The sequence below is a fragment of the Sphingobium sp. TomTYG74 genome, assembly GCF_055393875.1.
Window position 1 is genome coordinate 201,015 of sequence record NZ_AP027342.1, and the last position, 23,972, is coordinate 224,986.

At 63.0% G+C, this 23,972-nt stretch carries 20 protein-coding genes and 3 riboswitches; of the genes, 14 read left to right on the forward strand and 6 right to left on the reverse strand.

The window, feature by feature from the left end; genetic code table 11:
• Positions 1-72 precede the first annotated feature (72 nt).
• Positions 73-300: riboswitch (cobalamin riboswitch) on the reverse strand.
• 130 nt (positions 301-430) lie between these two features.
• Positions 431-1,285, forward strand: coding sequence for an alpha/beta fold hydrolase (locus ACZ5TB_RS14075; RefSeq protein ID WP_464793063.1), 855 nt, complete (start codon positions 431-433; stop codon positions 1,283-1,285).
• 114 nt (positions 1,286-1,399) lie between these two features.
• Here the strand turns inward: ACZ5TB_RS14075 and bluB are convergent, their stop codons facing one another.
• From bluB to ACZ5TB_RS14100, 5 genes are read right to left on the reverse strand one after another with little or no spacing between them, the layout of a single operon-like run.
• Complete coding sequence (gene bluB, locus ACZ5TB_RS14080; RefSeq protein ID WP_464793064.1) at positions 1,400-2,038, reverse strand: 5,6-dimethylbenzimidazole synthase; 639 nt, start codon at positions 2,036-2,038, stop codon at positions 1,400-1,402.
• A 1-nt stretch (position 2,039) separates the two neighbouring features.
• Positions 2,040-2,645 carry a cob(I)yrinic acid a,c-diamide adenosyltransferase gene (cobO, locus tag ACZ5TB_RS14085; RefSeq protein WP_464793065.1) on the reverse strand — a complete coding sequence of 202 codons (606 nt, stop codon included), beginning with the start codon at positions 2,643-2,645 and terminating at the stop codon, positions 2,040-2,042.
• On the reverse strand, positions 2,642-6,337 hold the full coding sequence (gene cobN / locus ACZ5TB_RS14090) for a cobaltochelatase subunit CobN (protein WP_464793066.1): 3,696 nt from the start codon (positions 6,335-6,337) through the stop codon (positions 2,642-2,644). Before cobN ends, cobO begins: the two co-directional genes overlap by 4 nt.
• Positions 6,337-7,389 (reverse strand): cobalamin biosynthesis protein CobW, encoded by a 1,053-nt coding sequence (cobW, locus tag ACZ5TB_RS14095; protein WP_464780456.1) that lies wholly within the window; start codon positions 7,387-7,389, stop codon positions 6,337-6,339. The genes cobN and cobW overlap by 1 nt, the downstream gene beginning before the upstream one ends.
• On the reverse strand, positions 7,386-8,435 hold the full coding sequence (locus ACZ5TB_RS14100) for a HoxN/HupN/NixA family nickel/cobalt transporter (protein ID WP_464780455.1): 1,050 nt from the start codon (positions 8,433-8,435) through the stop codon (positions 7,386-7,388). Before ACZ5TB_RS14100 ends, cobW begins: the two co-directional genes overlap by 4 nt.
• Positions 8,436-8,606: 171 nt before the next feature.
• A riboswitch (cobalamin riboswitch) is annotated at positions 8,607-8,852 on the reverse strand.
• A 105-nt stretch (positions 8,853-8,957) separates the two neighbouring features.
• Between ACZ5TB_RS14100 and ACZ5TB_RS14105 the strand changes: the two genes are divergently transcribed.
• The 12 genes from ACZ5TB_RS14105 to ACZ5TB_RS14160 all read left to right on the forward strand — a co-directional run bounded on the left by ACZ5TB_RS14105 (position 8,958) and on the right by ACZ5TB_RS14160 (position 19,402).
• Positions 8,958-9,740 carry a formate dehydrogenase accessory sulfurtransferase FdhD gene (locus ACZ5TB_RS14105; RefSeq protein ID WP_464780454.1) on the forward strand — a complete coding sequence of 261 codons (783 nt, stop codon included), beginning with the start codon at positions 8,958-8,960 and terminating at the stop codon, positions 9,738-9,740.
• Between the two features lie 46 nt (positions 9,741-9,786).
• Positions 9,787-9,976, forward strand: a riboswitch (cobalamin riboswitch).
• 160 nt (positions 9,977-10,136) lie between these two features.
• Positions 10,137-10,544: a DUF1636 domain-containing protein gene (locus ACZ5TB_RS14110; RefSeq protein WP_464793067.1), complete on the forward strand. Its 408-nt coding sequence runs from the start codon at positions 10,137-10,139 to the stop codon at positions 10,542-10,544.
• On the forward strand, positions 10,541-11,557 hold the full coding sequence (gene cobT, locus ACZ5TB_RS14115; RefSeq protein WP_464793068.1) for a nicotinate-nucleotide--dimethylbenzimidazole phosphoribosyltransferase: 1,017 nt from the start codon (positions 10,541-10,543) through the stop codon (positions 11,555-11,557). Before ACZ5TB_RS14110 ends, cobT begins: the two co-directional genes overlap by 4 nt.
• Positions 11,554-12,120 carry a histidine phosphatase family protein gene (locus ACZ5TB_RS14120; protein ID WP_464793069.1) on the forward strand — a complete coding sequence of 189 codons (567 nt, stop codon included), beginning with the start codon at positions 11,554-11,556 and terminating at the stop codon, positions 12,118-12,120. The genes cobT and ACZ5TB_RS14120 overlap by 4 nt, the downstream gene beginning before the upstream one ends.
• Positions 12,117-12,827, forward strand: a complete 711-nt coding sequence (locus ACZ5TB_RS14125) for an adenosylcobinamide-GDP ribazoletransferase (protein ID WP_464793070.1) — start codon at positions 12,117-12,119, stop codon at positions 12,825-12,827. The genes ACZ5TB_RS14120 and ACZ5TB_RS14125 overlap by 4 nt, the downstream gene beginning before the upstream one ends.
• Positions 12,824-13,801 (forward strand): threonine-phosphate decarboxylase, encoded by a 978-nt coding sequence (locus ACZ5TB_RS14130; protein ID WP_464793071.1) that lies wholly within the window; start codon positions 12,824-12,826, stop codon positions 13,799-13,801. Before ACZ5TB_RS14125 ends, ACZ5TB_RS14130 begins: the two co-directional genes overlap by 4 nt.
• Positions 13,764-14,726 (forward strand): adenosylcobinamide-phosphate synthase CbiB, encoded by a 963-nt coding sequence (cbiB, locus tag ACZ5TB_RS14135; RefSeq protein WP_464793072.1) that lies wholly within the window; start codon positions 13,764-13,766, stop codon positions 14,724-14,726. The genes ACZ5TB_RS14130 and cbiB overlap by 38 nt, the downstream gene beginning before the upstream one ends.
• Entirely contained in the window at positions 14,723-15,253 is a 531-nt protein-coding gene (cobU, locus tag ACZ5TB_RS14140; RefSeq protein WP_464793073.1) for a bifunctional adenosylcobinamide kinase/adenosylcobinamide-phosphate guanylyltransferase, read from the forward strand. Before cbiB ends, cobU begins: the two co-directional genes overlap by 4 nt.
• Positions 15,254-15,536: 283 nt before the next feature.
• Complete coding sequence (locus ACZ5TB_RS14145; protein ID WP_196227069.1) at positions 15,537-15,827, forward strand: NAD(P) transhydrogenase subunit alpha part 2; 291 nt, start codon at positions 15,537-15,539, stop codon at positions 15,825-15,827.
• A gap of 3 nt (positions 15,828-15,830) precedes the next feature.
• A complete protein-coding gene (locus ACZ5TB_RS14150; protein WP_464793074.1) occupies positions 15,831-17,225 on the forward strand; it encodes an NAD(P)(+) transhydrogenase (Re/Si-specific) subunit beta in 1,395 nt (464 codons plus the stop codon).
• A 337-nt stretch (positions 17,226-17,562) separates the two neighbouring features.
• On the forward strand, positions 17,563-18,633 hold the full coding sequence (locus ACZ5TB_RS14155) for an enoyl-CoA hydratase/isomerase family protein (RefSeq protein WP_464780445.1): 1,071 nt from the start codon (positions 17,563-17,565) through the stop codon (positions 18,631-18,633).
• Entirely contained in the window at positions 18,623-19,402 is a 780-nt protein-coding gene (locus ACZ5TB_RS14160; protein ID WP_464780444.1) for an enoyl-CoA hydratase-related protein, read from the forward strand. The genes ACZ5TB_RS14155 and ACZ5TB_RS14160 overlap by 11 nt, the downstream gene beginning before the upstream one ends.
• 97 nt (positions 19,403-19,499) lie before the next feature.
• Here the strand turns inward: ACZ5TB_RS14160 and ACZ5TB_RS14165 are convergent, their stop codons facing one another.
• Positions 19,500-21,818 (reverse strand): TonB-dependent receptor, encoded by a 2,319-nt coding sequence (locus ACZ5TB_RS14165; protein ID WP_464780443.1) that lies wholly within the window; start codon positions 21,816-21,818, stop codon positions 19,500-19,502.
• A gap of 273 nt (positions 21,819-22,091) precedes the next feature.
• Between ACZ5TB_RS14165 and ACZ5TB_RS14170 the strand changes: the two genes are divergently transcribed.
• Positions 22,092-23,936 carry a CocE/NonD family hydrolase gene (locus ACZ5TB_RS14170; RefSeq protein ID WP_464793075.1) on the forward strand — a complete coding sequence of 615 codons (1,845 nt, stop codon included), beginning with the start codon at positions 22,092-22,094 and terminating at the stop codon, positions 23,934-23,936.
• Positions 23,937-23,972: the final 36 nt, after the last annotated feature.

A 23,972-nucleotide genomic window follows, 5' to 3' on the forward strand; every position in this document is an offset into this window, starting at 1 on the left:
CACGGCCGCAGCCGCACGAAATTCGTCGCTCAAACGGAGAACCGAGCCGTGACCATCCCCTGGATCATGGCAAGAGCGACCTTTGCTCCGGCAGGTCTCCTGGCTTGCGGGTCACAGCTTGGCATGGGGCCTTCCCGGATCGCTCCAGTGGCTGGCCGCCCCCGTTGTCGGGACTGGCCGGTCCATGCCTCGCTCGCCGCTCACAGTTGCAGGGACAGCCGCGGATTAGGGAGGAAACCCTCCCGCACCGCATTCCCATTTAAGCCCCTCTAGCGGGGCACCGGCGCGATCGATGAACCGGGCGGACCCGGCTCGACCCGCTTCATAAGGGGGATGCAGGGGAAAGGGAAGTAGTCACAGGCCGCTTCCTTGCGCCAATCACCTGCCGCCGCTACGCCCGCATCAACATACGCAGAATGGAGAGGAAAAGATGAGCGATTTCAGCTTCGAAGCGACCAGCCGCTTTCTGGAAACGGACAAGGGGCGGCTGCATTATCATGAAGCGGGATCGGGTCCTGCGCTCCTGCTCCTCCACGGATCAGGCCCCGGCGTCACCGGCTGGGCGAATTTCCAGGGCAATCTGCCCTTCTTCTCCCGGCATTTCCGCACCATCATTCTCGACGCGCCTGGTTATGGGAAGAGCGATCCCGCCGATGGCGATCCGGTGGCTGTCGCGCGGGATGCCGTCGTCGCGCTCATGGACGGGCTTGGCATCGGTGCCGCGCATGTCGTCGGTAACAGCTATGGCGGGATCGTGGGCGGGCATTTGGCGGCGTCCCATCCTGACCGGGTGCTGCGCTACATCACGATTGGCGGCATCGGCTTCAACATCACATCGACATTTCCCAATGAAGGGCTGACCCGCCTGGTCGATTTCATCGAAAATCCGACGCGGGAAAACATCATCGCCTGGCTGGAATCGATGGTCTACGACAAGTCGATCATCACCGATGAGCTGATCGACATGCGCTACAAGGCGGCGCTGGAGCCGGTGACGATGGAAAGCAGCCGCAAGATGTATACGCGCACCGCGCTTGGCTTCATCGCCCAGTCGATGAGCGGCCCCGCCGTTTCGCAGCGTATCGACTATCTCGGCAGAATCCAGGCGCCGACCCTGATCATGTGGGGTCGCGATGATAAGGTCAGCCCGCTGGACGGCGCGCTGTTGCCGATGCGCATTATCCCTAATGCCGAGTTGCACGTCTTCCCGCGCTGCGGCCATTGGACGATGATCGAGCACAAGGACCGGTTTGAAGCGCTGGCTCTGGACTTTTTGCGGGGGTGAACAGCTAATCTCTCCCCCGTTCGCCCTGAGCTTGTCGAAGGGCTTCACTTTCTTTCAAGAAGGAGTGGGCTTCGACAGGCTCAGCCCGAACGGGCAGGGGTGTGGGCGTAATCCCTAACGCCGCACTACGACCGAATGCCAATCCGTCCGCTGTTCCCATCCCCGCCGTTCCAGCTCGGGCACATCCTCCTCGCTGACCGGCCGCCCAAGGCACAGCAGCCCCAGGCACGCCCAGCCCGCCGGAATATCCAGCATCGCGTTTACGCCTTCCGGCTCCACGATCGACACCCACCCCATGCCGATCCGCCGCGTCTGCGCCGCCAGCCAGAGCGTATGCACCGCCATGACGCAGCTATAGCGCCGTGCCTCGGGCATGGTGACCGCGCCCAGATGATGGCCGGTCTCCGTTCCATCGTCGCAATAGACGGCAAACAGCACCGGCGCCTCACGCAGCCCATGCAGTTTCAGGCTGCGATAGAGCCGGTCCTGATCACCGTCATATTCCTTGCCCGCTTCCCGCACCTGGCGGTCGACATGGCAGGCCAGCCCCTCGCGCAACTCCGCCGTCTCTATCCGCACGAAACGCCACGGCTGCGACAATCCCACCGACGGCGCGCGATGCGCCATGCTCAGCAGCCATTCGACGTCCGCCTCGTCGATCGGGTCGGTCCTGAAATGGCGAATGTCCCGCCGCGCCCGCACCAGCGCCTCGAACTGCGCGCTGTCAATCGGGGTGATAGCGGGTCCGCTCATGTCAGAATTCAATCCCTGCCTGCGCCTTCACGCCGCTGCGGAAGGGGTGTTTGACCAGCGTCATCTCTGTCACGAGGTCCGCCGCCTCCATCAGAGCCTCGGGCGCGTTGCGGCCGGTGATGATGACATGTTTCATCTCGTCCCTGCTCCCCACGGCCTCAAGCACCTCATCAACGGGCAGATAATCGTAGCGCAGGACGATATTAAGCTCATCTGCCAGCACCATATCATAGGCAGGATCGGCGATCATCCGCTTTACCTCGTCCCACGCTTCACGGGCGAGCGCAATGTCACGGGTCTTGTCCTGCGTGTTCCAGGTGAAGCCTTCGCCCATCGGCTTGAATATGACATTGTCCGGAAACGCATCGAACACCACTTTTTCTCCGGTGGTCATCGCGCCTTTCACAAACTGGACGACGCCGACCCGCTTGCCATGACCGATAGCGCGCACGACCATGCCCAGCGCAGCAGTCGTCTTACCCTTGCCCTTGCCGGTGTGGACGATCAGCAGGCCTTTTTCCTGGGTTTTGGTCGCCATGATCTTGTCATGGGCGGCCTGCTTCTTCTTCATCTTTTCGGCATGTTGTTCCGGCGTGCGTTCGATCATGGGCGGTCTTCCTTCAGTTGGGCAAGGATCATGGCCGCGCTGTTCGACCGTGGCCGCCACAGCCCCCGGTCCAGCGCTTCGTGGAGGCGCGCGGCGGTCTCTCGCAGCGCGGCGGGGTTGGCGTCGGCCATGAAGGCGCGCACCGCCTCATCCTCGATAAAGGCGGCGTGGACGGCGTCGAAATGATGGTCCTTCACGCCATGGGTCGTGGCGGCGAAGGCGAAGAGATAATCGACCGAAGCGGCAATCTCGAACGCGCCCTTGTAACCGTGGCGCATCATGCCCGCGATCCATTTGGGATTGGTGACGCGCGCCCGAACCACCCGGCCGATCTCATCCTCCAGCGTGCGGACGACCGGCCGCTCGGGCCTGCTATGGTCATTATGATAGCTGAGCGGCGTGCGCCCCGACAGATGCTCGACCGCCGCCGCGATCCCGCCCTCGAACTGATAATAATCATCGCTGTCGAGCAGGTCATGCTCGCGATTGTCCTGATTCTGGATGAGGGCGTCGGCCTCCGTCAGCCGCTGCGCGAACAATCCTCGTTCCGCATCGCCCTCGACCCCGCTGCCATAAGTATAGCCGCCCCAATCCAGATAGATGTTCGCAAGGTCCGATTGATCATGCCACAGCCGCTCGTCGATCATCGCCTGCAAGCCCGCGCCATAAGCGCCGGGCTTCGACCCAAAGACGCGAGCACCCGCGCGCCGCAGCGCCGCCTTCTCGGGTGTCCCTTCCGCGATCAGCGCGGCCGCTTCCGCCCGGTGACGAGCCGCAGCGGGGTTATCCTCATCCGGCTCGTCCAGCGCCATGACGGCACGGGCGGCGCTGTCGATAAGGTCGATCTGTTCGGGAAAGGCGTCGCGGAAAAATCCGGATACGCGCAACGTCACGTCCACGCGCGGTCGGTTCAGCTCGGCAATCTTCATCACCTCGAAACCGACGACCCGTCCGGAAGCCCACTCCCATCGCGGCCGCACACCCATCAGCGCCAGCGCCTGCGCGATATCGTCGCCGCCCGTCCGCATGTTGGCCGTGCCCCAGGCTGACAGGGCGATGGCGCGCGGATAATCCCCCTCGCGCTGGAGATAGTCCTGCACGACCAATTCTGCCGACTTCTGCCCCAGGTTCCAAGCCGCGACGGTCGGCACCGCGCGCGTATCGACCGAATAGAAATTGCGCCCGGTGGGCAGCACATCGGGCCGCCCCCGCGTCGGCGCGCCGGACGGGCCGGGCAGCACGAACCGCCCATCCAGCGCCTGAAGCAGCGCTGCCTTCTCCGCCCCGCCGCAAGCATCCACGCGCTGCGCAAGGTCGTTGCGGATCACCTCCAGAACGCGCGCACTGGACAGCCCCGGCGCAGCCTCGCCCGTGTCGATCAGCTGCATGGCATACAGCTCCAGCCGCTCCACCGTATCGCCCGTGCTGCGCCACACATCCTGCGCAACGCCAGCCAGCGCCTCCGGCCTCGGCCCTTCCCAAGGCACCCCCATGCCGCAATCGATCGGATCGAAGCCAAGCCCCAGATCGTCCGCCAGCGCCCGCAACAGCGATTGCTGCCCGTCATCCAGCCCCCTCGGGCAACGGGCCAGCGCGATCAGCAGGTCCCGGCGCAGCGCCCCTTCAGGCGACCGGGTAAAGACATGCAGCCCGTCGCGTATCTGCATTTCCTTGAGTTCGCACAGATAGTTGTCGATCGCTGCTAACGCATCATCTCCGCTGCCTTGCGCCCCCGCATCCTTGTCCAGCCCCTGCGCGGCCGCCAGCGCCAATATATCTCGCCGCAACGTCTCCAGCCTGCGCGGATCCATCCCCGCCGCCAGATAATATTCATCGACCAGCGCCTCCAGTTCCTTCAGCGGCCCATAAGTTTCGGCCCGCGTCAGCGGCGGCGTCAGATGGTCGATGATGCATGCGCCGATCCGCCGCTTCGCCTGCGTGCCTTCGCCCGGATCGTTGACGATGAAGGGATAGATTTGCGGCACAGGCCCGGCGCAGATTTCGGGAAAGCAATTCTCCGACAGCGCGATCGCCTTGCCCGGCAGCCATTCCAGATTGCCATGCTTGCCCACATGGACGACCGCATGCGCGCCAAATTCCCAGTTCAGCCAGATATGGAAGGCGAGGTAGCCATGCGGCGGCGGCAGCGCCGGGTCATGATAGCTGCTCTTGGGATCGACGTCATAGCCGCGCGACGGCTGCACCGCGACTGCGACATGGCCGAAGCGATGCACCCGCAGGCGAAAGGCCCCATCCTCACAAAATGGGTCGCCCTCCGGCTCGCCCCACCGATCCGTCACGGCCCTCTGCACCCCTTCGGGCAAGCGCGTAAATGCGGCCCGATACACCCCCAGCGGCAGCGCGCACCTCTCTTCGCTGCCCGTCATATGCCGCATCAGCGCCGCGCCATCGGTAGGCGCATCGCCAATCATATAGCCAGCCTCACCCAACGCCTGCAGGATCGCCGCCGCGCTTTCCGGCGTGTCCAGCCCCACGCCATTGCCGATCCGTCCATCCCGGTTCGGATAATTGGCAAGCACGAGCGCAACCCGCCTGTTCTCAACAGACTCCCGCGCCAATTTCGCCCAATTGGCAGAGAGTTGCGCAACGAACCTTACACGATCCAAAAGCACCTGCGGCACGACTATGCTGCATTCCGTCCGCGCATCAAAGCGCGCCGCCGCCTTGAAAGCGACCGCCCGCGTGAAGATCCGCCCGTCCACCTCGGGCAAGGCAATATGCATCGCCAGATCGCGCGGCCCCAGTCCTCGTGCGCTGTCCTGCCACACCGACTGTTCCGCACTGGCGAACAATGTCTGAAGGACGGGGCAGTCCGCTTGCTCCAATATCGACGGTGTGCGCGGCTCGCCCGGCGCGGACGCGGCAAAGGCGGTGGCGTTCAGGATGACGTCAGGCCGAACCGTCGCCATCACCCCTTGCAGAAAGTCCCGCGCAAAGGGTTCCCGCAACGCCCGCACATGCACCGCCAGCACATTCAGGCCAGCTTCCCGCAGCCCGCCGATCATCGCGTCCACCGCTTCCAGTGTCCCCGCGATCATCAGCGCACGATAGAAAAGGAACAGCACCACCGGCTGCCCCTCTGTCCAGCCAGCCTTCACCTGATCCAGCACCGGACGTTCCACGCCGGGCAAATATAATCCGGCGTCCGCGACCGGCACCGGCGGGTCAGCCACCCCCGCGTCCAGCCCCGCGATCCGCGCGGCCGTCTTCAGGAAGGCCGTGGCATTGGCGACGCCCCCCTGCCGCAGATAATCGCGCAGCCGATCGCATATCTCCGGCGGCAGGGTAGAGGCGGCGCGCAGTTCCGGATCATCCTCCCGCCCGTCCGCGATCGCGGCAAAGGCGATGCCCTTTTCCCGCGCAACATTGGCAATTTCCTCAATGCCATAGGGCCAATAGCTCTTGCCCCCTAACAGCACCACGCACACGAACTTCGCACGCGAAATCACCTGTTCGACATATAGGTCGACCGAATAGGGATGCTTCAATTGCAGCAGGTTGGCCAGCCGGATCACCGGCGCGCCATCCCCCAGGATCGCCGCCGCGCTCGCAAAGCAGGCAAGGTCGCTGTCCGCCACGGTCAGCAGCACGATGTCGCCCGGCGACTGGCCAAGGTCGATTGCTTCGTCCCCGTTCGAAACGGTCCCCGGCGTGGCGGTCAGCAGATGCATCAGGCGCCCGCCATCTGCCCTGCCAGCTGCTTTGAAAGCGCGCCTTCGATCGCCGCGCGATCCAGCCCGGCCTGACCGATCACCACCAGCCGCGAAGCGCGCGCTTCGCCCGCCTGCCAGTGCCGGTCATAATGATGCTGGATACGTGGCCCGACCGCCTGAATGACCAGCCGCGCCGGGCGACCCGCAATGGCCACGAAGCCCTTCACCCGCAATATGTCATGATCGGCGATAACGCGCCCCAACGCCTCCAGCAGCGGCGCAGGATTGCCCAATTCCCCCAGTTCCACGACGAAGCTGTCGAAATCCTCATGATCATGATCGTCCTCATCGTCATGATGGGACCGGCGCCCGTCAATCTGCTCCTCCACACCCGCGCCCAGGCCCAGCAGGATGGCAGGGTCGATCTCCCCGCGCGCCGTGCGGACGATGCGCACGCCCGGCCGCACCTCGCCGCCCAGCTGCTGCTCCAGTTCCACCAGCCCGTCCGGCGCAACCAGATCGGTCTTGTTCAGCAGCACCAGGTCGGCACAGGCCAGCTGATCCTCAAACAATTCCTCGATCGGGCTGTCATGGTCGAGCGTCGGGTCAGCCGCCCGCGCCGCAGCCAATGCCGCCTCGTCATGCGCAAAGCGCCCCGCCGCCAGAGCGTCCGCATCGACCAGGGCAATGACGCCATCCACCGTCGCCCGCGTCCGGATGTCAGGCCATTGGAACGCCTTCACCAACGGCTTGGGCAGGGCAAGCCCCGACGTCTCGATGATGATATGATCGGGCGGCACATCCCGGTCCAGCAGCCGCTGCATCGTCGGCAGGAAATCGTCCGCAACAGTGCAGCAGATGCAGCCATTGGCCAGCTCGATAATGTCGTCATCCGGGCAAGCCTCATCGCCGCACCCCTTCACCAGCGACCCATCGACGCCCACATCGCCAAACTCGTTGATAATCAGCGCCAGCCGCCGGCCGCCCGCATTTTCGATCAAATGGCGGATCAGCGTCGTCTTCCCGGCACCCAGAAATCCGGTAATGACGGTAGCAGGAACCTTGCTCATAAAGTCTGTCCTTGATTGGAGAGGAGCACTTCGATCTCGTCGAAGCGCTTCCAGCGGTAGATGAACCAGCTCACCAGCCAGCAGGCGGCGAACAGGCCGATGATGAAGAAACCGAGACTGTTGAAATGCTCGCCCAGATTGGCGGCCACCGACCAGACGCCGCCCGTCAGGCCCAGCTTGTCGCCCAGCAGCGCCGCCGCCTCGATCCCGCCGATGACGATGGCGACCAGCGCCGACACCGATGTGATGGTGATATTATAGTAGAGCTTGCGGATCGGCTTCACGAACGCCCATTGATAGGCGCCCATCATCAGCGCCCCGTCCGCCGTGTCGATCAACACCATGCCTGCGGCGAACAGCAGCGGAAAGATGAGCACGGTCGCGATCGAAAGCCCACTCGCCGCCTGACCCGCCGACAGGCCGAGGATCGCGACTTCAGTCGCCGTGTCGAACCCAAGACCGAACAGGAACCCGAGCGGCGCCATGTGCCAGCTGCGCGTCACGAGCCGGAACAGCGGCCGGAACAGGCGGGCAAGAAAACCCCGATTGCCGAGCAAAATGTCCATGTCCTCATCGGCATAGGCGCCGCCACTGCGAACATGGTTAAACGTCTTCAGAACCGACCGCAGGATCATCAGGTTCATCGCGGCAATGGCGAACAGGAATGTGGCGGAGATGATCGTCGCGATCGTCCCGCCGATCTCGCCCGCCGCCTCCACGCTGCTTAGCGCGCTAGCGGCGAAAGCGATTCCGACGGCGGCGATCAGCACGATCCCGCTATGTCCGATCGCGAACCACAGCCCCACGGTCAGCGGCCGCTGTCCATCCTGCATCAGCTTGCGGGTCACATTGTCGATCGCGGCGATATGGTCCGCGTCCACCGCATGGCGCAGCCCCAGGCTCCACGCCAGCAGGGCGGTGCCCAGCATCATCGTGTCGCCCGCAAAGATCAGCAAGGCGCACAGCCACAGCCCGATATTGATCGCGATCAGCCCCGCGAACATGAAAGCGGCGCGTCGTCGCAGCGCCGGAAATTGCATGGCCATAAAAACATGGCTCCCGTCAGCGTCAGCGAGACTGGACGGGACCTCCGCTAAGCGGCCGACATTCCGCGCCGGACGGACGCATCATAGCGCCCGGCACGCATGCCGGTGCGGACCCGCCGCACGCGTCGCTCAGACGGAATACCGTGCCCCGGCCATCCCCTGGGCCAAAGCAAGAGCGACCAGACGCCGACAGGTCTCCTGGCTTGCGGGTCATCGCTCGACACATGGCCTTCCCAGGCCTCGCATGATTTAGCGTCCGGCCCAGTGGCTGACCCTCCGACAAGTGACGGAAGGTCGCTATGCGTCTCGCTCACCGCTTACAGTTGCAGGGACAGCCGCGGATTTGGGCGCCTTGTCAGCAACCCGCACCGCATTCCCTTTAAAGCCCTTTCGGGCACCGGCGCGATCGTGGCCGTGCATAGATGGCTTGGCCGCCAAAGGAAAGCGGCAGTTGCATGGCCGCGTCCGATTGCCTGCCATGCCATATTGCCGCGTGCACCTTGCCCGCCTAGACCGGCGTCTATGTCTTCGCCCTTCTCCTTCACCCGCATCACCCCCGACGGCGAGGCATCGCCGGTGACGCGCGAGTTGGCGGAGGAAGCGCCTGTCGCGATCGAGTTCAACGGCGTTGGCTATGCCGTGTTGATGGCGACGCCGACCGATGTTGCGGAACTGGTGCAGGGGTTTGCGTTGGCCGAGCGGCTGGTCATCCCATCCGACGCGCCGCTTGACGTCGATGTCCATGCTACGGAGCAGGGCTTGGTCGCACGGGCTACGCTGCCGGAAGACCGGGTCGAGGGGCTGCTAGGCCGGGTCCGTCATCGCGTCTCCGATTCCTCCTGTGGTCTGTGCGGCGTTGAAAATCTGGAACAGGCGCTGCGTCCCTTGCCTGCCGTGACTGCCCGATCGGACGCGAGCCGGGAAGCGATCTTCGGTGCCCTGCACGATCTTGCCGCGCATCAGCCGCTTAATCGGCAAACTGGCGCGGTCCATGTGGCGGCGTTGGCCGGGACGGATGGTGCCATCCGCCTCGCCTATGAAGATGTGGGCCGCCACAATGCCTTCGACAAGCTGATCGGGGCCATGCGGCGGGGGCAATTGTCGTGGGATGGCGGCTTCGCGCTGTTGTCCTCCCGCTGTTCCTTTGAGCTGGTGGAAAAGGCGGCGCTCGCCAATTGCCCCCTGCTCGTCACCATCTCCGCTCCCACGCGTTTGGCAGCCGAGCGCGGGGCCAGCGCCGGATTGCCGATCGTCGTGCTTGCCCGGCCCGATGCCGTGCTGGCGGCGGGTGACCTGCCCGACTGACGTAAACCGCTTCATCTACCGCTTGCGGGCTTGGCCCCGTCTCTTTATCAGCAGCCCCGCGACAGGTTCCCCTCGGGGATCAAAAGGGAAGTCGGGTGTAATGCCCGCGCTGCCCCTGCAACTGTAAGCGGTGAGTGGACCGGCCACGCAGCCATTGGGGGAGCTTTTCCCCCGAGAAGGCGGCCGGTGCGCAGCGACCCGTGAGCCAGGAGACCTGCCTGCCGCAGTCGTTCTTCGACCGGACAGGGTGTGCCGGACGAACGGGGTTCCCCTCGCGGACGACAGCCACCGCCTTGCTCGCCTTCGGGCGGGGCAGGGCCGTTTGCGGTTCGATTTTGCGGGGAGGACCATGATGACGGTCTTTCATGTTCACATGGTTATGGAAGTGCGCCGCTGATGCTGTGCGCGGTCGAAAACGGGGCGTCGGTGGTGGTCTGCTCGACCTGCCGCCTGTCCGCCGAACAGCGGGAAGATGGGGCAGGGCGACGCGGCGGCGCGTTGCTGGTTGCGGCCATGCGCGACCTTCAGGCGGCCGAGCCTGCTTATGATGCGGTTGCCGTGCAGGACATGCCCTGCCTCTTCGCCTGCCAGCGTCATTGCACCGTCCATGTGCGTGGTCCCGGCAAAGTCGGCTATGTGCTGGGCGACTTCACCCCGGACGCGGACGCCGCCCGCGCCATCCTCGACTATGCCTTGCTCCACGCCGCCAGCGAAGAAGGCGTCGTGCGTTACGCCGAATGGCCGCAGGGGGTGAAGGGCCATTTCATCGTCCGCACCCCGCCAGAAGGCTTCGTTTGCACATGATCCGCTTTCAGGATCGCACCGAGTTCCACAACGCGCTGGCCACGCTTCCAGAACCGGACGCAGCGGCGATCGAAGCCGCAGCGACGCGGCAAGCCTCTTTGACAAAGCCCGCCGGATCGCTCGGCCGTCTGGAGGATATCGCCCTCTTCATGGCAGGGTGGCAGGGTAGCGAACGTCCACGCGCCGACCGCATCCGCGCCGCCATCTTCGCGGGCAATCATGGCGTCGCCGCGCGTGGTGTCAGCGCCTTCCTGCCTTCTGTCACCGCGCAGATGGTCGCAAACTTCCAGGCAGGCGGCGCGGCGATCAACGCGCTTGCGGGCGCCTGCGGAGCCGAGTTGGCCATCGTCCCGCTCGCGCTCGACAAACCCACCGCCGACATATGTGAAGCCTCGGCCATGACGGAGGCCGAATGCCTCGACGCCCTGAACGCAGGCGCCGCCGCCGTCGTGCAAGATTGCGACCTGTTCTTCGCAGGTGAAATGGGCATCGCCAATACCACGCCCGCCGCCGCACTGTGCCTTCAATCCTTCGGCGGCGAGGCCCAGGATTGGACGGGGTGGGGCACCGGCATCGATGCAGCAGCCCTCACCCGCAAGACCCAAGCCGTCCAGATCGCGCATGCCCTGCATGCGCCCCATTGCGCCGACGCTTTCGAAACGCTCCGTCGCCTTGGCGGGCGAGAGATCGCGGCGATGGCAGGGGCCATCCTCGCCGCGCGCATGATGCGCGTGCCGGTGCTGCTCGACGGCTTTATCTGCGGCGCGGCCGTCGCCCCTCTGGCCCGCGACAATCCGGCTATTACGGCCCACTGCCTCGCAGCCCACTGCTCCGCCGAAGCAGGCCATGCCCGGCTGCTAGAAAAGCTCGGCCTGCACCCCTTGCTTCACCTCGACATGCGCCTCGGCGAAGGCAGCGGCGCGGCGGTCGCGGCGCAACTCATCCGCTCGGCCCTCGCCGCGCATGACCAGATGGCAACCTTTGCCGAAGCCTCCGTGGCTAACGCGCTATGAGCCCGCTCACGCTCCACCTGATGCGCCACGCAGCGCCACAAACGCCTGGCCTCCTGCTCGGTCATATGGACATGCCGCCCGACCGGGCTGCCATGCAGCTTTGCATCGAACGATCCCGCGCGCTGGCATTCGACCGCCTGATCAGCTCCGACCTGACACGAGCTCGCACCCCGGCCAACTTAATCGCCGCCGCCCGGCAGGTGCCGTACGACATCGACGCGCGCTGGCGCGAACTGCACTTCGGCGCGTGGGAGGGCACTGATCCCGCAACTCTCCCCGCCGAGGAAATTAGTCGCTTCTGGTCATCCCCGGACGACCATCCTCCGCCGGGAGGGGAAAGCTGGTCCAGCCTTTGTCTGCGCGTAAAGGCGGCGCTTTGCGAAATCGACCGGCCCTCACTGGTCCTGACCCATGCCGGTGCGATCCGTGGCGCGCTGACGATGCTGTGTGGCTTCACCTACCAGCAAGCCTGGGCAATCGACCTTCCCTATGGCGCCTTGCTCAGCCTGCGCGTCTGGCCGGGAGACAATCCCGGCGCGCAGATTACCGGGCTCGTAACATGACTCGCCTCATCCTCGCCCTGCAACTCATGACCCGCCTGCCGCTTCCGCATGTGCGCGCGGAGGAAAAGGACTTCGCCGCCGCGATCAGATGGTTTCCCGCGACCGGCCTCATCGTCGGCCTCGCCGTCGCTGCGGCCATGACGATCGGCCTCAGCGTCGATCCCTGGATGGCGGCATTGCTCGGCCTCATCGCCTGGGTCGCCATCACCGGAGCGCTGCATCTCGACGGTCTTGGCGACATCGCTGACGGGGCAGGGGCGGCCCATGGCGACCGGGCAAAGCTGTCCGCTGTCCTCGCCGATCCGCATATTGGGAGCTTCGGCGTCGTCACCATCGTCCTGCAACTGCTGGCGAAGCTGGTCCTGCTGCGCTTATGGGCGGACCATCTCACGCCCCTGACGATCATCGCCGTGCCCTTCGTCGCGCGGATCGGTCCGCTGGCATGGACCCTCTGGCTCCCGCCGCTCCATGAGGGTCTGGCCAGCCGCTTCCGCGAAAGCATCAGCCCGGTGCATTTGCTAGGCTGGACGATGCTGGCGGTAGCTCTCTGCCTGATCATTCCCGCCCTCCTGTCCGCCGCTATCCTCGTTCCCCTCTGGGCATGGTGGCTGCGCAGCCGGATCGGCGGTATTTCGGGCGATGGCCATGGTGCCGGGATCGAACTCATCGAAAGCGGCCTGCTAGCCGCACTGGTGCTGGCACGATGAGGGACATCTTCCACTGGCATGGCGGTCGTCTGGCAGCGGCGCGTAAGCATTATGCAGCCGTTGATCGGCCCTGGATCGATCTTTCCACCGGCATAAACCCGCTCGCCTGGCCCGGCACCGCCACGATCACCCCGGACTGGCAATCCCTCCCCGATCCCGCAGCACTTGCCGATCTTGAACAGGCCGCCGCCACATATTTCAGCGTGTCTCCCGATCACATCTGCGCGCTGCCGGGCAGCGAAACCGGCCTACGCCTGCTTGGTCTTCTGATCGAAGCGCCGGGCTATCACCTGCTGCCGTCCTACCGCACTCATGCGCAGGCTTTCCCGAACTCGCGCCCGTTGCCGCAACCCGAAGACGCGCCACCGGGCACCGCACTCCTGCTCGCCAATCCCAACAATCCCGATGGCCGTCTCTATACGCAGGCGCAGATGCAGGAGATTCTGGCCCAACAGGAAAGGGAAGGCGGCTGGCTGATCGTTGATGAAGCCTTCGCCGACTGCATGCCCGGTGCCAGCATGGTGGCCGAAGTCGCGGATCACCACCGCCTGCTCATCCTCCGTTCCTTCGGCAAATTTTTCGGCCTTGCGGGTGTGCGATTGGGCTTCCTCCTCGGCCCGTCCCCCATCATTGGCGCCTGTCGCAGGTTGCTGGGAGACTGGCCGCTGTCCGCAGCCGCGATCGACTTCGGCCGCGCCGCCTATCGCGACCAGCGCTGGATTCATGAGACGATCGCGACCCTGACGACCCGCGCCGCCAGCCTAAACGCACTACTCATCCGCCACGGCTTCATCCCGCGCGGCGATTGCCCGCTATTCCGCCTGATCGAAACGCGGAACGCCGCCGCCCTGTTCGACCGCCTCGCGTGCCGCGCCATCCTCACTCGCCCGTTCGAAGATCAGCCCCATTGGCTTCGCTTCGGCCTCCCCACGGACGATGCCGCCATGGCCCGTCTGGACGAAGCCCTTGGTTGAACTGACCGCCCTGATCCTCGATGCGGTGCTTGGCTGGCCTGCCCGGCTGCATGCGCGCATCGGCCATCCGGTCGGCGCCTTCGCCCGGATCATCGCCGCGTGTGAGCGCCGTTTGAACCGACGCCACTTCGGTACTGCGCGCCGCCGCCTCGGCGGTATCGCCACGCTGCTGTTGCTCTTCGCGACCACCATTGCAACGGGCTGGGCCGCAGAATTCATCATCCGCCACGTCCTCGGCTCCTGGGCCTGGGTCGGTCTCGCGCTTGCCGCATGGCCAGCACTTGCGCAGCGCAGTCTGTACGACCATGTCCTTCCCGTCGTTCAGGCTCTAGAAGCAGGCAATCTCTTCGCCGCTCGCCGCGCCGTCAGCCAGATCGTCGGACGCGATACCGCCACCCTCGATGAGGCAGGCGTTGCCCGCGCCGCTATAGAAAGCCTCGCCGAAAGCTTCTGCGACGGGGTCGTCGCGCCCCTTTTCTGGCTGCTCATCGGTGGCCTGCCCGGCATCTGGGCCTATAAGGCGGTTAACACCGCCGACAGCCTGATTGGCCATCGCGAGGAGCCGTTTGTGGCCTTTGGCTGGGCTGCTGCTCGCTTCGATGACTTGCTGAACCTGATCCCCGCGCGCTTGTCCGGTTTCCTGATCTGCCTCGCGGGCTTGGGCGGCTGGCGCATCCTCTGGCGCGACCATGGCCGTCATGCATCGCCCAATGCTGGCTGGCCGGAGGCGGCGATGGCAGGCGCACTCGAAATCCGCCTTGCCGGGCCGGTCGCCTATGAAGGCCAATATCATGCCAAGCCATGGATCGGCGGGGAAGGGGGTGAAGCCACACCCGCTGTCGCCCGCGCCGCGCTGGCGCTCTATGTTCGCGCCTGCGCGCTGCTCTGGCTCGCGACGGCGCTGATCGCAGGGGTCAGCCCATGACCGCTTTCCAAAAGCTGCTCGTGCTGGGAGGCGCCCGTTCGGGCAAGAGCCGCCATGCCGAAGCGCAATGCGAAGCCCTGCCCGGCGTCATGACCTACATCGCCACGGCCGAGGCGTATGACGCCGAAATGCACGAAAGGATCGCGACGCATCGCGCCCGCCGCAACGTGCGCTGGCGAACGGTCGAAGCGCCAATCGATCTGCCCGCCGCGATCCGGAATGCCCACGCGCACACGCCATCTGGCCCCATCCTAGTCGATTGCCTTACCCTTTGGCTGTCCAACCTGCTGCTGGCTGGAGAGGACATCGCCCGATGGAGCGAAGAACTGATCGCCGCCATCATTGGCTGCACCGTTCCCATGGTGCTGGTCGCCAATGAAGTCGGTCTCTCCATCGTCCCGGAAAATGCACTTGCCCGCCGCTTCAGAGACGAAGCGGGCCTGCTCAATCAGCATGTGGCGACCGCTTGCGACAGTGTGGTATTTGTGGCTGCTGGCCTGCCCCTGACACTCAAGCAAGGCGGATGAAGAAGGGCGCGGCTGCAAGCGATTTTGAAAATCGCTGATGCCCGTAGCCCTACTTGTCGTAGAGGTTGAATAAATTCGTTGCGCGAATCGACTATGTGATAAATGGCTCTGACCGGCTTGCCTGTGATCTACTCGATCAATATGGCACGCTCAATAATGCGTGGAGGGATTTTATGGGAGCCAGCGATCATGGCAGGGGCAATATGCTCCGAACCCGTGCGAAATTGGAAGACTGCCAGGGTTTCTTGATCGGGTCGCAGCTTCTGGACAGGGGGATAAGTCAGTGAACGCTTTCAATGCAGATTATCTGTTCGTCTTCATATTGGCGGCTTTTCTTGGTTTTCAGCTGATCAAGAAGGTGTCGCCGCTTTTGCACTCGCCTTTGATGTCGCTGACCAATGCGATTGCGGCGGTGGTGATTGTGGGGGCGATCACGATTACAGGTGAGGCGGGGGCGACGCCGCTGGCCAAGACGCTGGGCTTCATCGCGGTGTTCTGCGCGACGGTGAACCTGGTCAGCGGTTTCATGATCACCGATCGCATGCTCAAGATGTTCAAGCCGCGGGGGAAGTAAGAGATGGACGCCTTCGTACCCTTCGCGGCGATCGTCGCGTCCGCTTTGTTCATCCTGTCGCTGATGTGGATGAGCCATCCTTCGACCGCTCGTCGCGGCGTGCGCGCGGGCGAGATCGGCATGGTCATCGCGATCATCGGCGCGCTGGTTAGCCATGAGGTGGTTGATTACAACCTGATCATCATCGCGATGATCGCGGGCGCGGCGGCGGGCATTCCGATGGCGCTGCTGATGCCGATGACGGCGATCCCGCAGCGAACCGCCATCTCCCACGCCTTTGGCGCGCTGGCCGTCGGCCTGATCGGTGCCGCTGAATATTATAAGCATGCCCATGCCGAATATGCGGGCGGCTTCATCCTGTGGGCGCTGATGTTCGAAATGCTGCTGGGTTTCCTGACCTGCACGGCCTCGATCATTGCCTTTGCCAAGCTGCAGGAACTGATGGGCAGCCGTCCGGTGTCCTTCCCCGGCCAGCGCATCGTCAATGGCGCGGTGGCGCTGGCGACGGTGGCGATCGGCGTGACGCTGGCGCTTGACCCGACGCAGACCTGGCTGTTCCCGCTGTTCGCGGGCCTGGCGCTGCTGTTCGGCATATTGCTGGTGATCCCGATCGGCGGCGCGGACATGCCGACCGTGATCGCGCTCTTGAACAGCTATGCGGGGCTTGCCGCAAGCGCCATGGGCTTTGCGCTGGGCAACAAGCTGCTGATCGTCGCGGGCGCGCTCGATGGCGCATCGGGCTTCATCCTGGCGCTGGTGATGTGCAAGGCGATGAACCGCAGCTTTGCCAATGTCATGTTCGGCGGCTTCGGCAAGGTGGTCGCGGGCGTTGCTGGCGGCAAGGACGACCGCGTCGTGCGCTCGGCGTCTGCCGAGGAAGCCGCGATGCAGTTGGAAAATGCCAGCAGCGTGGTCATCATCCCCGGTTACGGCATGGCCGTTGCGCAGGCGCAGCACAAGGTGAGCGAGCTGTACCAGGCGCTCACCAAGAAGGGCGTGGACGTCAAGTTCGCGATCCACCCGGTGGCGGGCCGCATGCCTGGCCATATGAACGTGCTGCTGGCCGAAGCCAATGTCCCTTACGAACAGTTGGTGGACCTCGACGACATAAACCCCGAACTGCCGCAGGCGGACGTGGCGGTGATCATCGGCGCGAACGACACGGTGAACCCGTCGGCGCGCGACGATCCGCAGAGCGCGATCGCGGGCATGCCGATCATCGAGGCGGACCGCGCCAAGTCGGTGTTCGTGATCAAGCGTTCGATGAACGCGGGCTTTGCCGGGATCGACAATCCGATCTACTATAACAGCAACACCCAGATGCTGTTCGGCGATGCCAAGGACATGGTCGGTTCCATCGCCAAGGAACTGGCGGGCGGCGGCTCGGGTTTGCACTGAACCCCGCCTCAACCGCACAAGACAAAGCCCGCTGCCCCACAAGCAGCGGGCTTTTTTCATAGGGGTTCGCCCGCAGCTTGGGGGAGAAGTATTGCGCTAACAGCTGTTCAGTCGAGCGACGCGTCGTCGATGTTGATCATGCCGATTGCTGCAAAAATGCAGACTTAATTTGCGAATATGAGATGTTGATTGCACAATCGCGCCCGCGCATGGACAGCATAGCTCCATGGCGATTGGGCGGTACTGCTGTGCTCTTTGGAATATCGATCCGGGGAAACACAGCCAGACCACGCGCCGGATCATGATCGGAGACGCTCCGCGCGTGCAGGGAAAAGATATGACTGACCAGCTCATCCTCTCGGTCGAAAATGGCGTGGGCCGCATCCGGCTGAACCGTCCCAAAGCTATCCACGCGCTGACCCCGGAGATGTGCGAGGCGATCAATCAGGCGCTGCTGGACTGGCGCGACAATCCGGCGGTGCGCATGGTCATGATCGACCATGCCGAAGGGCGCGGATTTTGTGCCGGAGGTGACATCGCGCTTATCGCCAATAGCGCAAAGACGGACTGCGCAGCGGCCCAGCATTTCTTCCGCGTCGAATATCGAATGAACCATCTGTTGTTTGTCTATGACAAGCCGATCGTTGCCTTCATCGATGGGATTGTAATGGGGGGCGGCGTCGGTCTGTCATTGCCTTGCCGTTATCGTGTCGCGACGGAGCGTACGACCTTTGCCATGCCTGAAACAGGAATTGGCCTTTTCCCCGATGTGGGTGGAGGCTGGTTTCTGCCTCGGCTGCCGGGGCGGATCGGCACATGGCTTGCCGCGACTGGAGCACGTCTGGATGGCGCGGATTGCGTCGCGATCGGGATTGCGACCCATTATGTCGGATCTGATGGGCTGGATGCGCTCAAGGCTGAAATCCTTGCGCATCCCTCCGATGTTGCGACCATCCTCGATCAGGCAAATGAACTCGCTCCGGAATCCCGGTTGATGGCGCAGCGGGACAGGATCGATCGCCTGTTCGCGAGCGATGCCCTGGAGGATATCCTTGCTGCCCTTCAGGCGGACGGGTCGGAATGGGCGGACAAGCAGCTCGCGGTGCTTGCAACCAAATCGCCACAAGCGGTCAAGGTCGCCCTGCGCCAACTGGTAGAGGGCGCTGCCTTCACGGACTTTGCCGACAATATGCGGAACGAATATCGCCTGGCCTGCCATATCATTCGCCGTCCCGATTTCGTCGAGGGTGTGCGCGCAGTGATCTTTGACAAGGACAACGTTCCCAAATGGTCTCCGTCCACGCCAGAGGAGGTTGATGACAGGTTGATAGATAGTCTCTTTGCGCCTCTGCCGCAGGACAAGGAATGGACCCCTCTGCCTCAAACGGAAACCTGCCATGACCTATGAAACCATTATCGTCGAACAGCATGACGCCGTCACACTAATCACGCTCAACCGGCCGCAAGCGCTCAATGCACTCAACAGCCAGGTGCTCAAGGATCTGACCTCTGCATTCGCCGCCTATGATGCCGATCCGGCACAACGGTGCGCCGTGTTGACCGGGAGCGGTGAGAAGGCTTTTGCCGCAGGCGCCGACATCAAGGAGATGGTCGAGAAGCAGGCGGCGGACTTCTTCCTGGAGGATTTCTTTTCTGGCTGGCAAACTGGCGTGGTGGCAACGCGCAAGCCGTGGATCGCGGCAGTGCAGGGCTTTGCGCTGGGCGGCGGTTGCGAATTGGCGATGATGGCGGACTTCATCATCGCAGGCGACACGGCAAAGTTCGGCCAGCCCGAAATCAAGTTGGGCGTAGCCCCTGGCATGGGCGGTTCCCAGCGCCTGACCCGTGCCGTTGGCAAGGCAAAGGCGATGGAAATGTGCCTGACCGGCCGCATGATGGATGCCGCCGAAGCAGAGCGTTCCGGATTGGTAAGTCGCGTCGTGCCTGCCGCGCAGCTGTTGGAAGAGGCGCTCAAAACCGCCGCCACCATCGCCGCGATGCCGCCAATGGCAGCAATGGTGAACAAGGAGATGGTGAACATCGCCTTTGAAACGGGGCTGGCTCAAGGCATCCTGACCGAGCGGCGCCTTTTCCAGATCCTCACCGCTACCGAGGACAGGGCAGAAGGCATGAGCGCTTTTGTGGAGAAGCGCGCGGGGGCGTGGCGCGGTCGCTGATCAGGCGATCAGTCGCTGGCTTGCTTGTTGGATAATTCCCTGGCTCGTGCCAGCCGCAACTTGGTGCGACCGGCACGAGCTTTCGGATCGAACCGTTTTAGAAGCGCGCGGACAGGGAAACGCCCCATGTCCGGCCCGTGATCGGGTTCGCGAACTCGACCAATGAGCCGGGACTCTCGCCCGATGTAATGCCGTCGTAAGTGGTGTTGTCGGTAACATTCTTCACGAAGCCGGAAATTTCCAACTTGGTGGCATCACTGACCGGCAGTTCGTAACGAATGCCCAAATCCATTCGGGCAACAGGCGGGATCGACCCTCGCGGATCGTTCAATGCGTCGGTTTCATATCGTGAGGTATAGTATAGAGCAGCATTCAGGCCGAATTTCCCGGTTCCGGCGTCCATCGTATAGTCGGAAACGAGGCCAGCGGTCCATTTGGGCGTGCGACGCAGGCGGAGTACCGACAGGTCAGCGTCCCCCTGCCCAAGGTTGCCCCTGAACTCGGAATATTTGGCGTGCAGATAGCCGCCTGTCGCCAGGATCGTCCAGTGCCGAGTGGGCACGAGGGTCAACTCTGCCTCTACCCCCGTATATTTCGCCTTCGCGACATTTAAGGTGCTGGACAATAGGCGCGATCCATCAACCTGAAGAACATTCTCTTGCTTGTTGTCGAGAATATTATGGAATGCCGCGATGTTGAAGCGGACACGATGATCGAAGAGTTCACTTTTGAACCCGATTTCAAATGCATCCATCACTTCGGGGTCATAGGGCTGAACGGCTGTTACAATATTGCCAGTGCGACCGCTGAAGCCTCCCGTATTGTAACCTCGGCTGTAGCTCGCATAGGCGAGTATGTCAGGATTGAACTTATACTGGACGTTGACCTTTGGCGTGAACTTCTGAAAGCTCACCCCAGCGGAGACGTCGCCCACCAGCGGTCCCAGAACGCTCATGTCCCGCACCGTTCCCGGCACGGCCGAATAAAGGACATAATGCGTTTTCTTGCGGTCCCAGGTCTGGCGCCCACCGACAGTCAGGCGAAGCTGGTCCGTCAGGTCATAATCGGCCTGAAAGAATAGCGCGGTCGACCGGTTATGTTGGTTGGTGACATAGGCATCCACCGAATTGAGGTAGGCAAAGCCTGGCGGCAGCCAGTCGGGCAATCCCGTGGCGATGGGAGGCAAGGCGGCAAGGTCCACCGACAAGTTGGTCTTCTGGGTATATTCATAGTTCATGTAGAAGAAGCCGCCGACGAGATTGAAGGGGCCATTGAAAGACGTTTCGAACCTTAGTTCCTCGGAAAATTGATGTGCCTTCAAATTGCTCTCGTTGCGCGCCAGGGCGAAGCGCGTGGAGTCATAGTCTCCGAGCGTATATTCCTTGAACTCGCGAAGGCCGGTCAGGCTGACGAGCCGCACATCATCCGTTGCTTGATATGAAATTTCGCCGGTCAAGGCATTAAGCCGCAGGGAGCCGGGGAATGGCCTCGATTCAACAACATTCTTGTCTTTGGTGAGAGGCGTGCAGATGGACGCCGTATAGGGATTAAGGCAAGGCGAGTTCGCGCCGCCGAAATAACCCGGCACCTTGTAGGTGATCAGATTTGGCGTCAGCAATTGGGAATAGGGCGGCAAGTCGCTGTCATTTTCTACCCGATCCAGCGCGAGATACAGGTTGAGCTTGTCCGTTGGCGTGGCGACGAAGGCCAATCCGAACGTGCGCACGTCCCGATCTCCATTGCGTCCACCCGTCACGATATTTCTGAACTGGCCGTTGTTTTTCCGTACCGTGATCGATCCCTTGACCGCCAACAGGTCATTGACGATCGGCGCCATTATGACGCCTTCATAATCATTTTCGCCAAAGCTGCCGATGGTGAAGCGAACCTTGCCGGTTGCGTCGGCTGCCGGGTCGGGTCGTGAGCGGATGACGTTGATGGTGCCGCCCGTCGTGTTCTTGCCGTTCAAGACACCCTGCGGGCCGCGAAGCACTTCGATCCGCTCAATGTCATAGGCGTCCATGAGCGATCCGCGCTGGAAGGCGATCGGGACGCCGTCAACGGTAAAGCCGATGCTGGATTCAAGGCTGGGCAGCACGTCCTGAATGGACATGCCGCGCAAGCTAAGCTGGGGAACGTCCACGGACGCGCCGGATCGGTTGATCGTCAACCCCGGCACCAGTCCGCGCAGTCCGGTCAGGTTATCCAGACGTGCATGTTCCAATGTTTCGCTGTTGAAAGCGGAAACCGCAACAGGCACCGATTGCAGTGGCTCGGCACGTTTTTGCGCCGTGACGATAATATCTTGCAGCATTCCCGCGCCTGAAGGCTGGTCCTCCGACTGCGGGGTTTGCGCATGGGCCATGGCCGGAAACAGCGGCGCAGAGGCCAATAGCGCCCACTTCCTGACAGACATATTCAATTCCCCTCCAATGCATTTTCCGACATATTCTTCAGGCCTCATCCGAGCCTTTCGGGAATGCTCTCCCAATGCGCTATTTGATGATAGTAGCATACGGTTAGATAGCGAACTGATATGTTCCAACGGCGTCTGGGAAGAGTATATCGGGGCAAACACAGCGATGGGTTGGGATACGGCCCGCTGCGCCCTTCAATCAGTGGAGTGACCATTGTGCCATCGGATCTGACAACCGCGCAAACAGCTGTTTTCCGGAACCTTGACGTGCCAATGCGCGATGGTGTCGAGCTGGCCGCCGACCTCTACCTGCCGATGGTGTCGGGACAGGTGGAGCCCGACGTCGGCTATCCCGTGGTTGTGATCCGCACCCCTTATAACAAATTGTTTGTGCAGGGTTCGTTCGGCACACCTGCTTATCTGACCCGGCGAGGCTACGCGGTTCTGGTTCAGGATGTGCGCGGTACGAACGGATCGGGCGGCGTGTTCGACCCGATGATGAATGAGGGGTGGGGCGAACGGCAGGACGGCATCGATACTGTCCGCTGGATCAAACAGCAAGGTTGGTGCAACGGGAAGGTGGGCACTACTGGCCAGTCCTATATGGGTGGGACGCAGCTGCTGCACCTCCAGGCCGAAGGTAATGAGATCGACGCCGCGTTCGTTCAGGTTCCGGCCGTCAACCAGTTCAACAATGGCTGGGTCTACAAGGGGGGCGTGATGGATAGCACGGCCTTGTGCTGGACCATGGGCATGGCGTTCACCGCCGCGGCACGGATGGGCGAAGAGGTGACCGCAGCGATCAAGGCTGACGCTCGGGCGGTCGGCTTGCCCAGCGGCTTTGCGGCTCCGCAAATGTTAATGGCATCCCCAGACCTGGCTTTCGAGATCGCGCGCGGGCACGCACTGAAGGACGTCCCGATTAACCGGCATATGCAATTCTGGAACGCTTGGCTCGACAACAGGGATAATCCGGAATTCTTCGCCCCGAACGATGCAGCCTCGCGGTTTGACAAAGTGAAGGTGCCGGTCCTGCATTTCACCGGGTGGTACGATCTGTTCAACCGCAATTCGCTGGACGCGTTCGTCAATATCTCTCGCCATGGCGCTACTGAAGCGGCGCGTCAGGGGCAGCGGCTGATTATAGGGCCATGGGGTCACGTCGCGAACGGGATGCTGTGTCATTTCCCCAATGCGCTGGTCGATGACGTCGCCATGATGGGGGCGTGGATGGACCGCCATCTTCTCGGAGTCGCGGGGGAAGGGGACGACCATCGGGTCATGCTGTACGTGATGGGTGAAAATCGCTGGCGTGCCGAGCAGGATTGGCCGCTTCCGGATGCTCGGCCGACGCTGTTCTACTTGCACAGCGATGGTAACGCGAACGGCGCAGAGGGCGGCGGGCTGCTGTCTCAGGCTGCTCCGGGCGCGGATGAACCCGTTGATCATTATGTCAGCGATCCTGCTAACCCCGTGTCTTCGCTGGGTGGGCATTCGTTGCACGGTGGCCCTGCGGATCAACGGCCCAATGACCATCGGCCGGACATTCTTGTCTATACGACGGCGACGCTGGAAGAGGATATGGAGGTGACGGGCGCGATCCGGGTCATCCTCCATGCGCAATCGTCCGCAACCGACTGCGACTGGTTCGTGAAGCTGATCGACCTGTTTCCGGACGGCCGTTCCTACAATCTGGCGAGCGGCATGGTGCGGGCGCGCTATCGTAAATCCCGCACGGCTCCGGAAGGGCTGATGCCGGATGCCGTCGAAAGATATGAGATCGAGTTGGCGCCGACCAGCAACCTGTTCAAAAAGGGGCATCGCGTTCGCATCGTCATTTCGAGCAGCGATTATCCGAACAGCGAAGTGAACCCCCAGGATTTCATCGACCTCTCCACCGCTGCTCCAAAAGATTATCGGATCGCGCGCCAGACGATCCATCACGATGCCGCACGGCCATCGGCGATCGAGTTGCCTGTCGTGCCCGCCGATCGGCCGAGGCAATGGATAGATACGCCCTTCCCCTCGGGAGAGACCGGACGATTTTACACTCGGCCCCTTCCGGTTGAGGAGGCGCCGCCTGTAGAGATGCCATTGTCCCTGCTGCCCTATGGCTGACCGGGCAACATCCCGCAGCTAGGCGGGCTTCCCAGA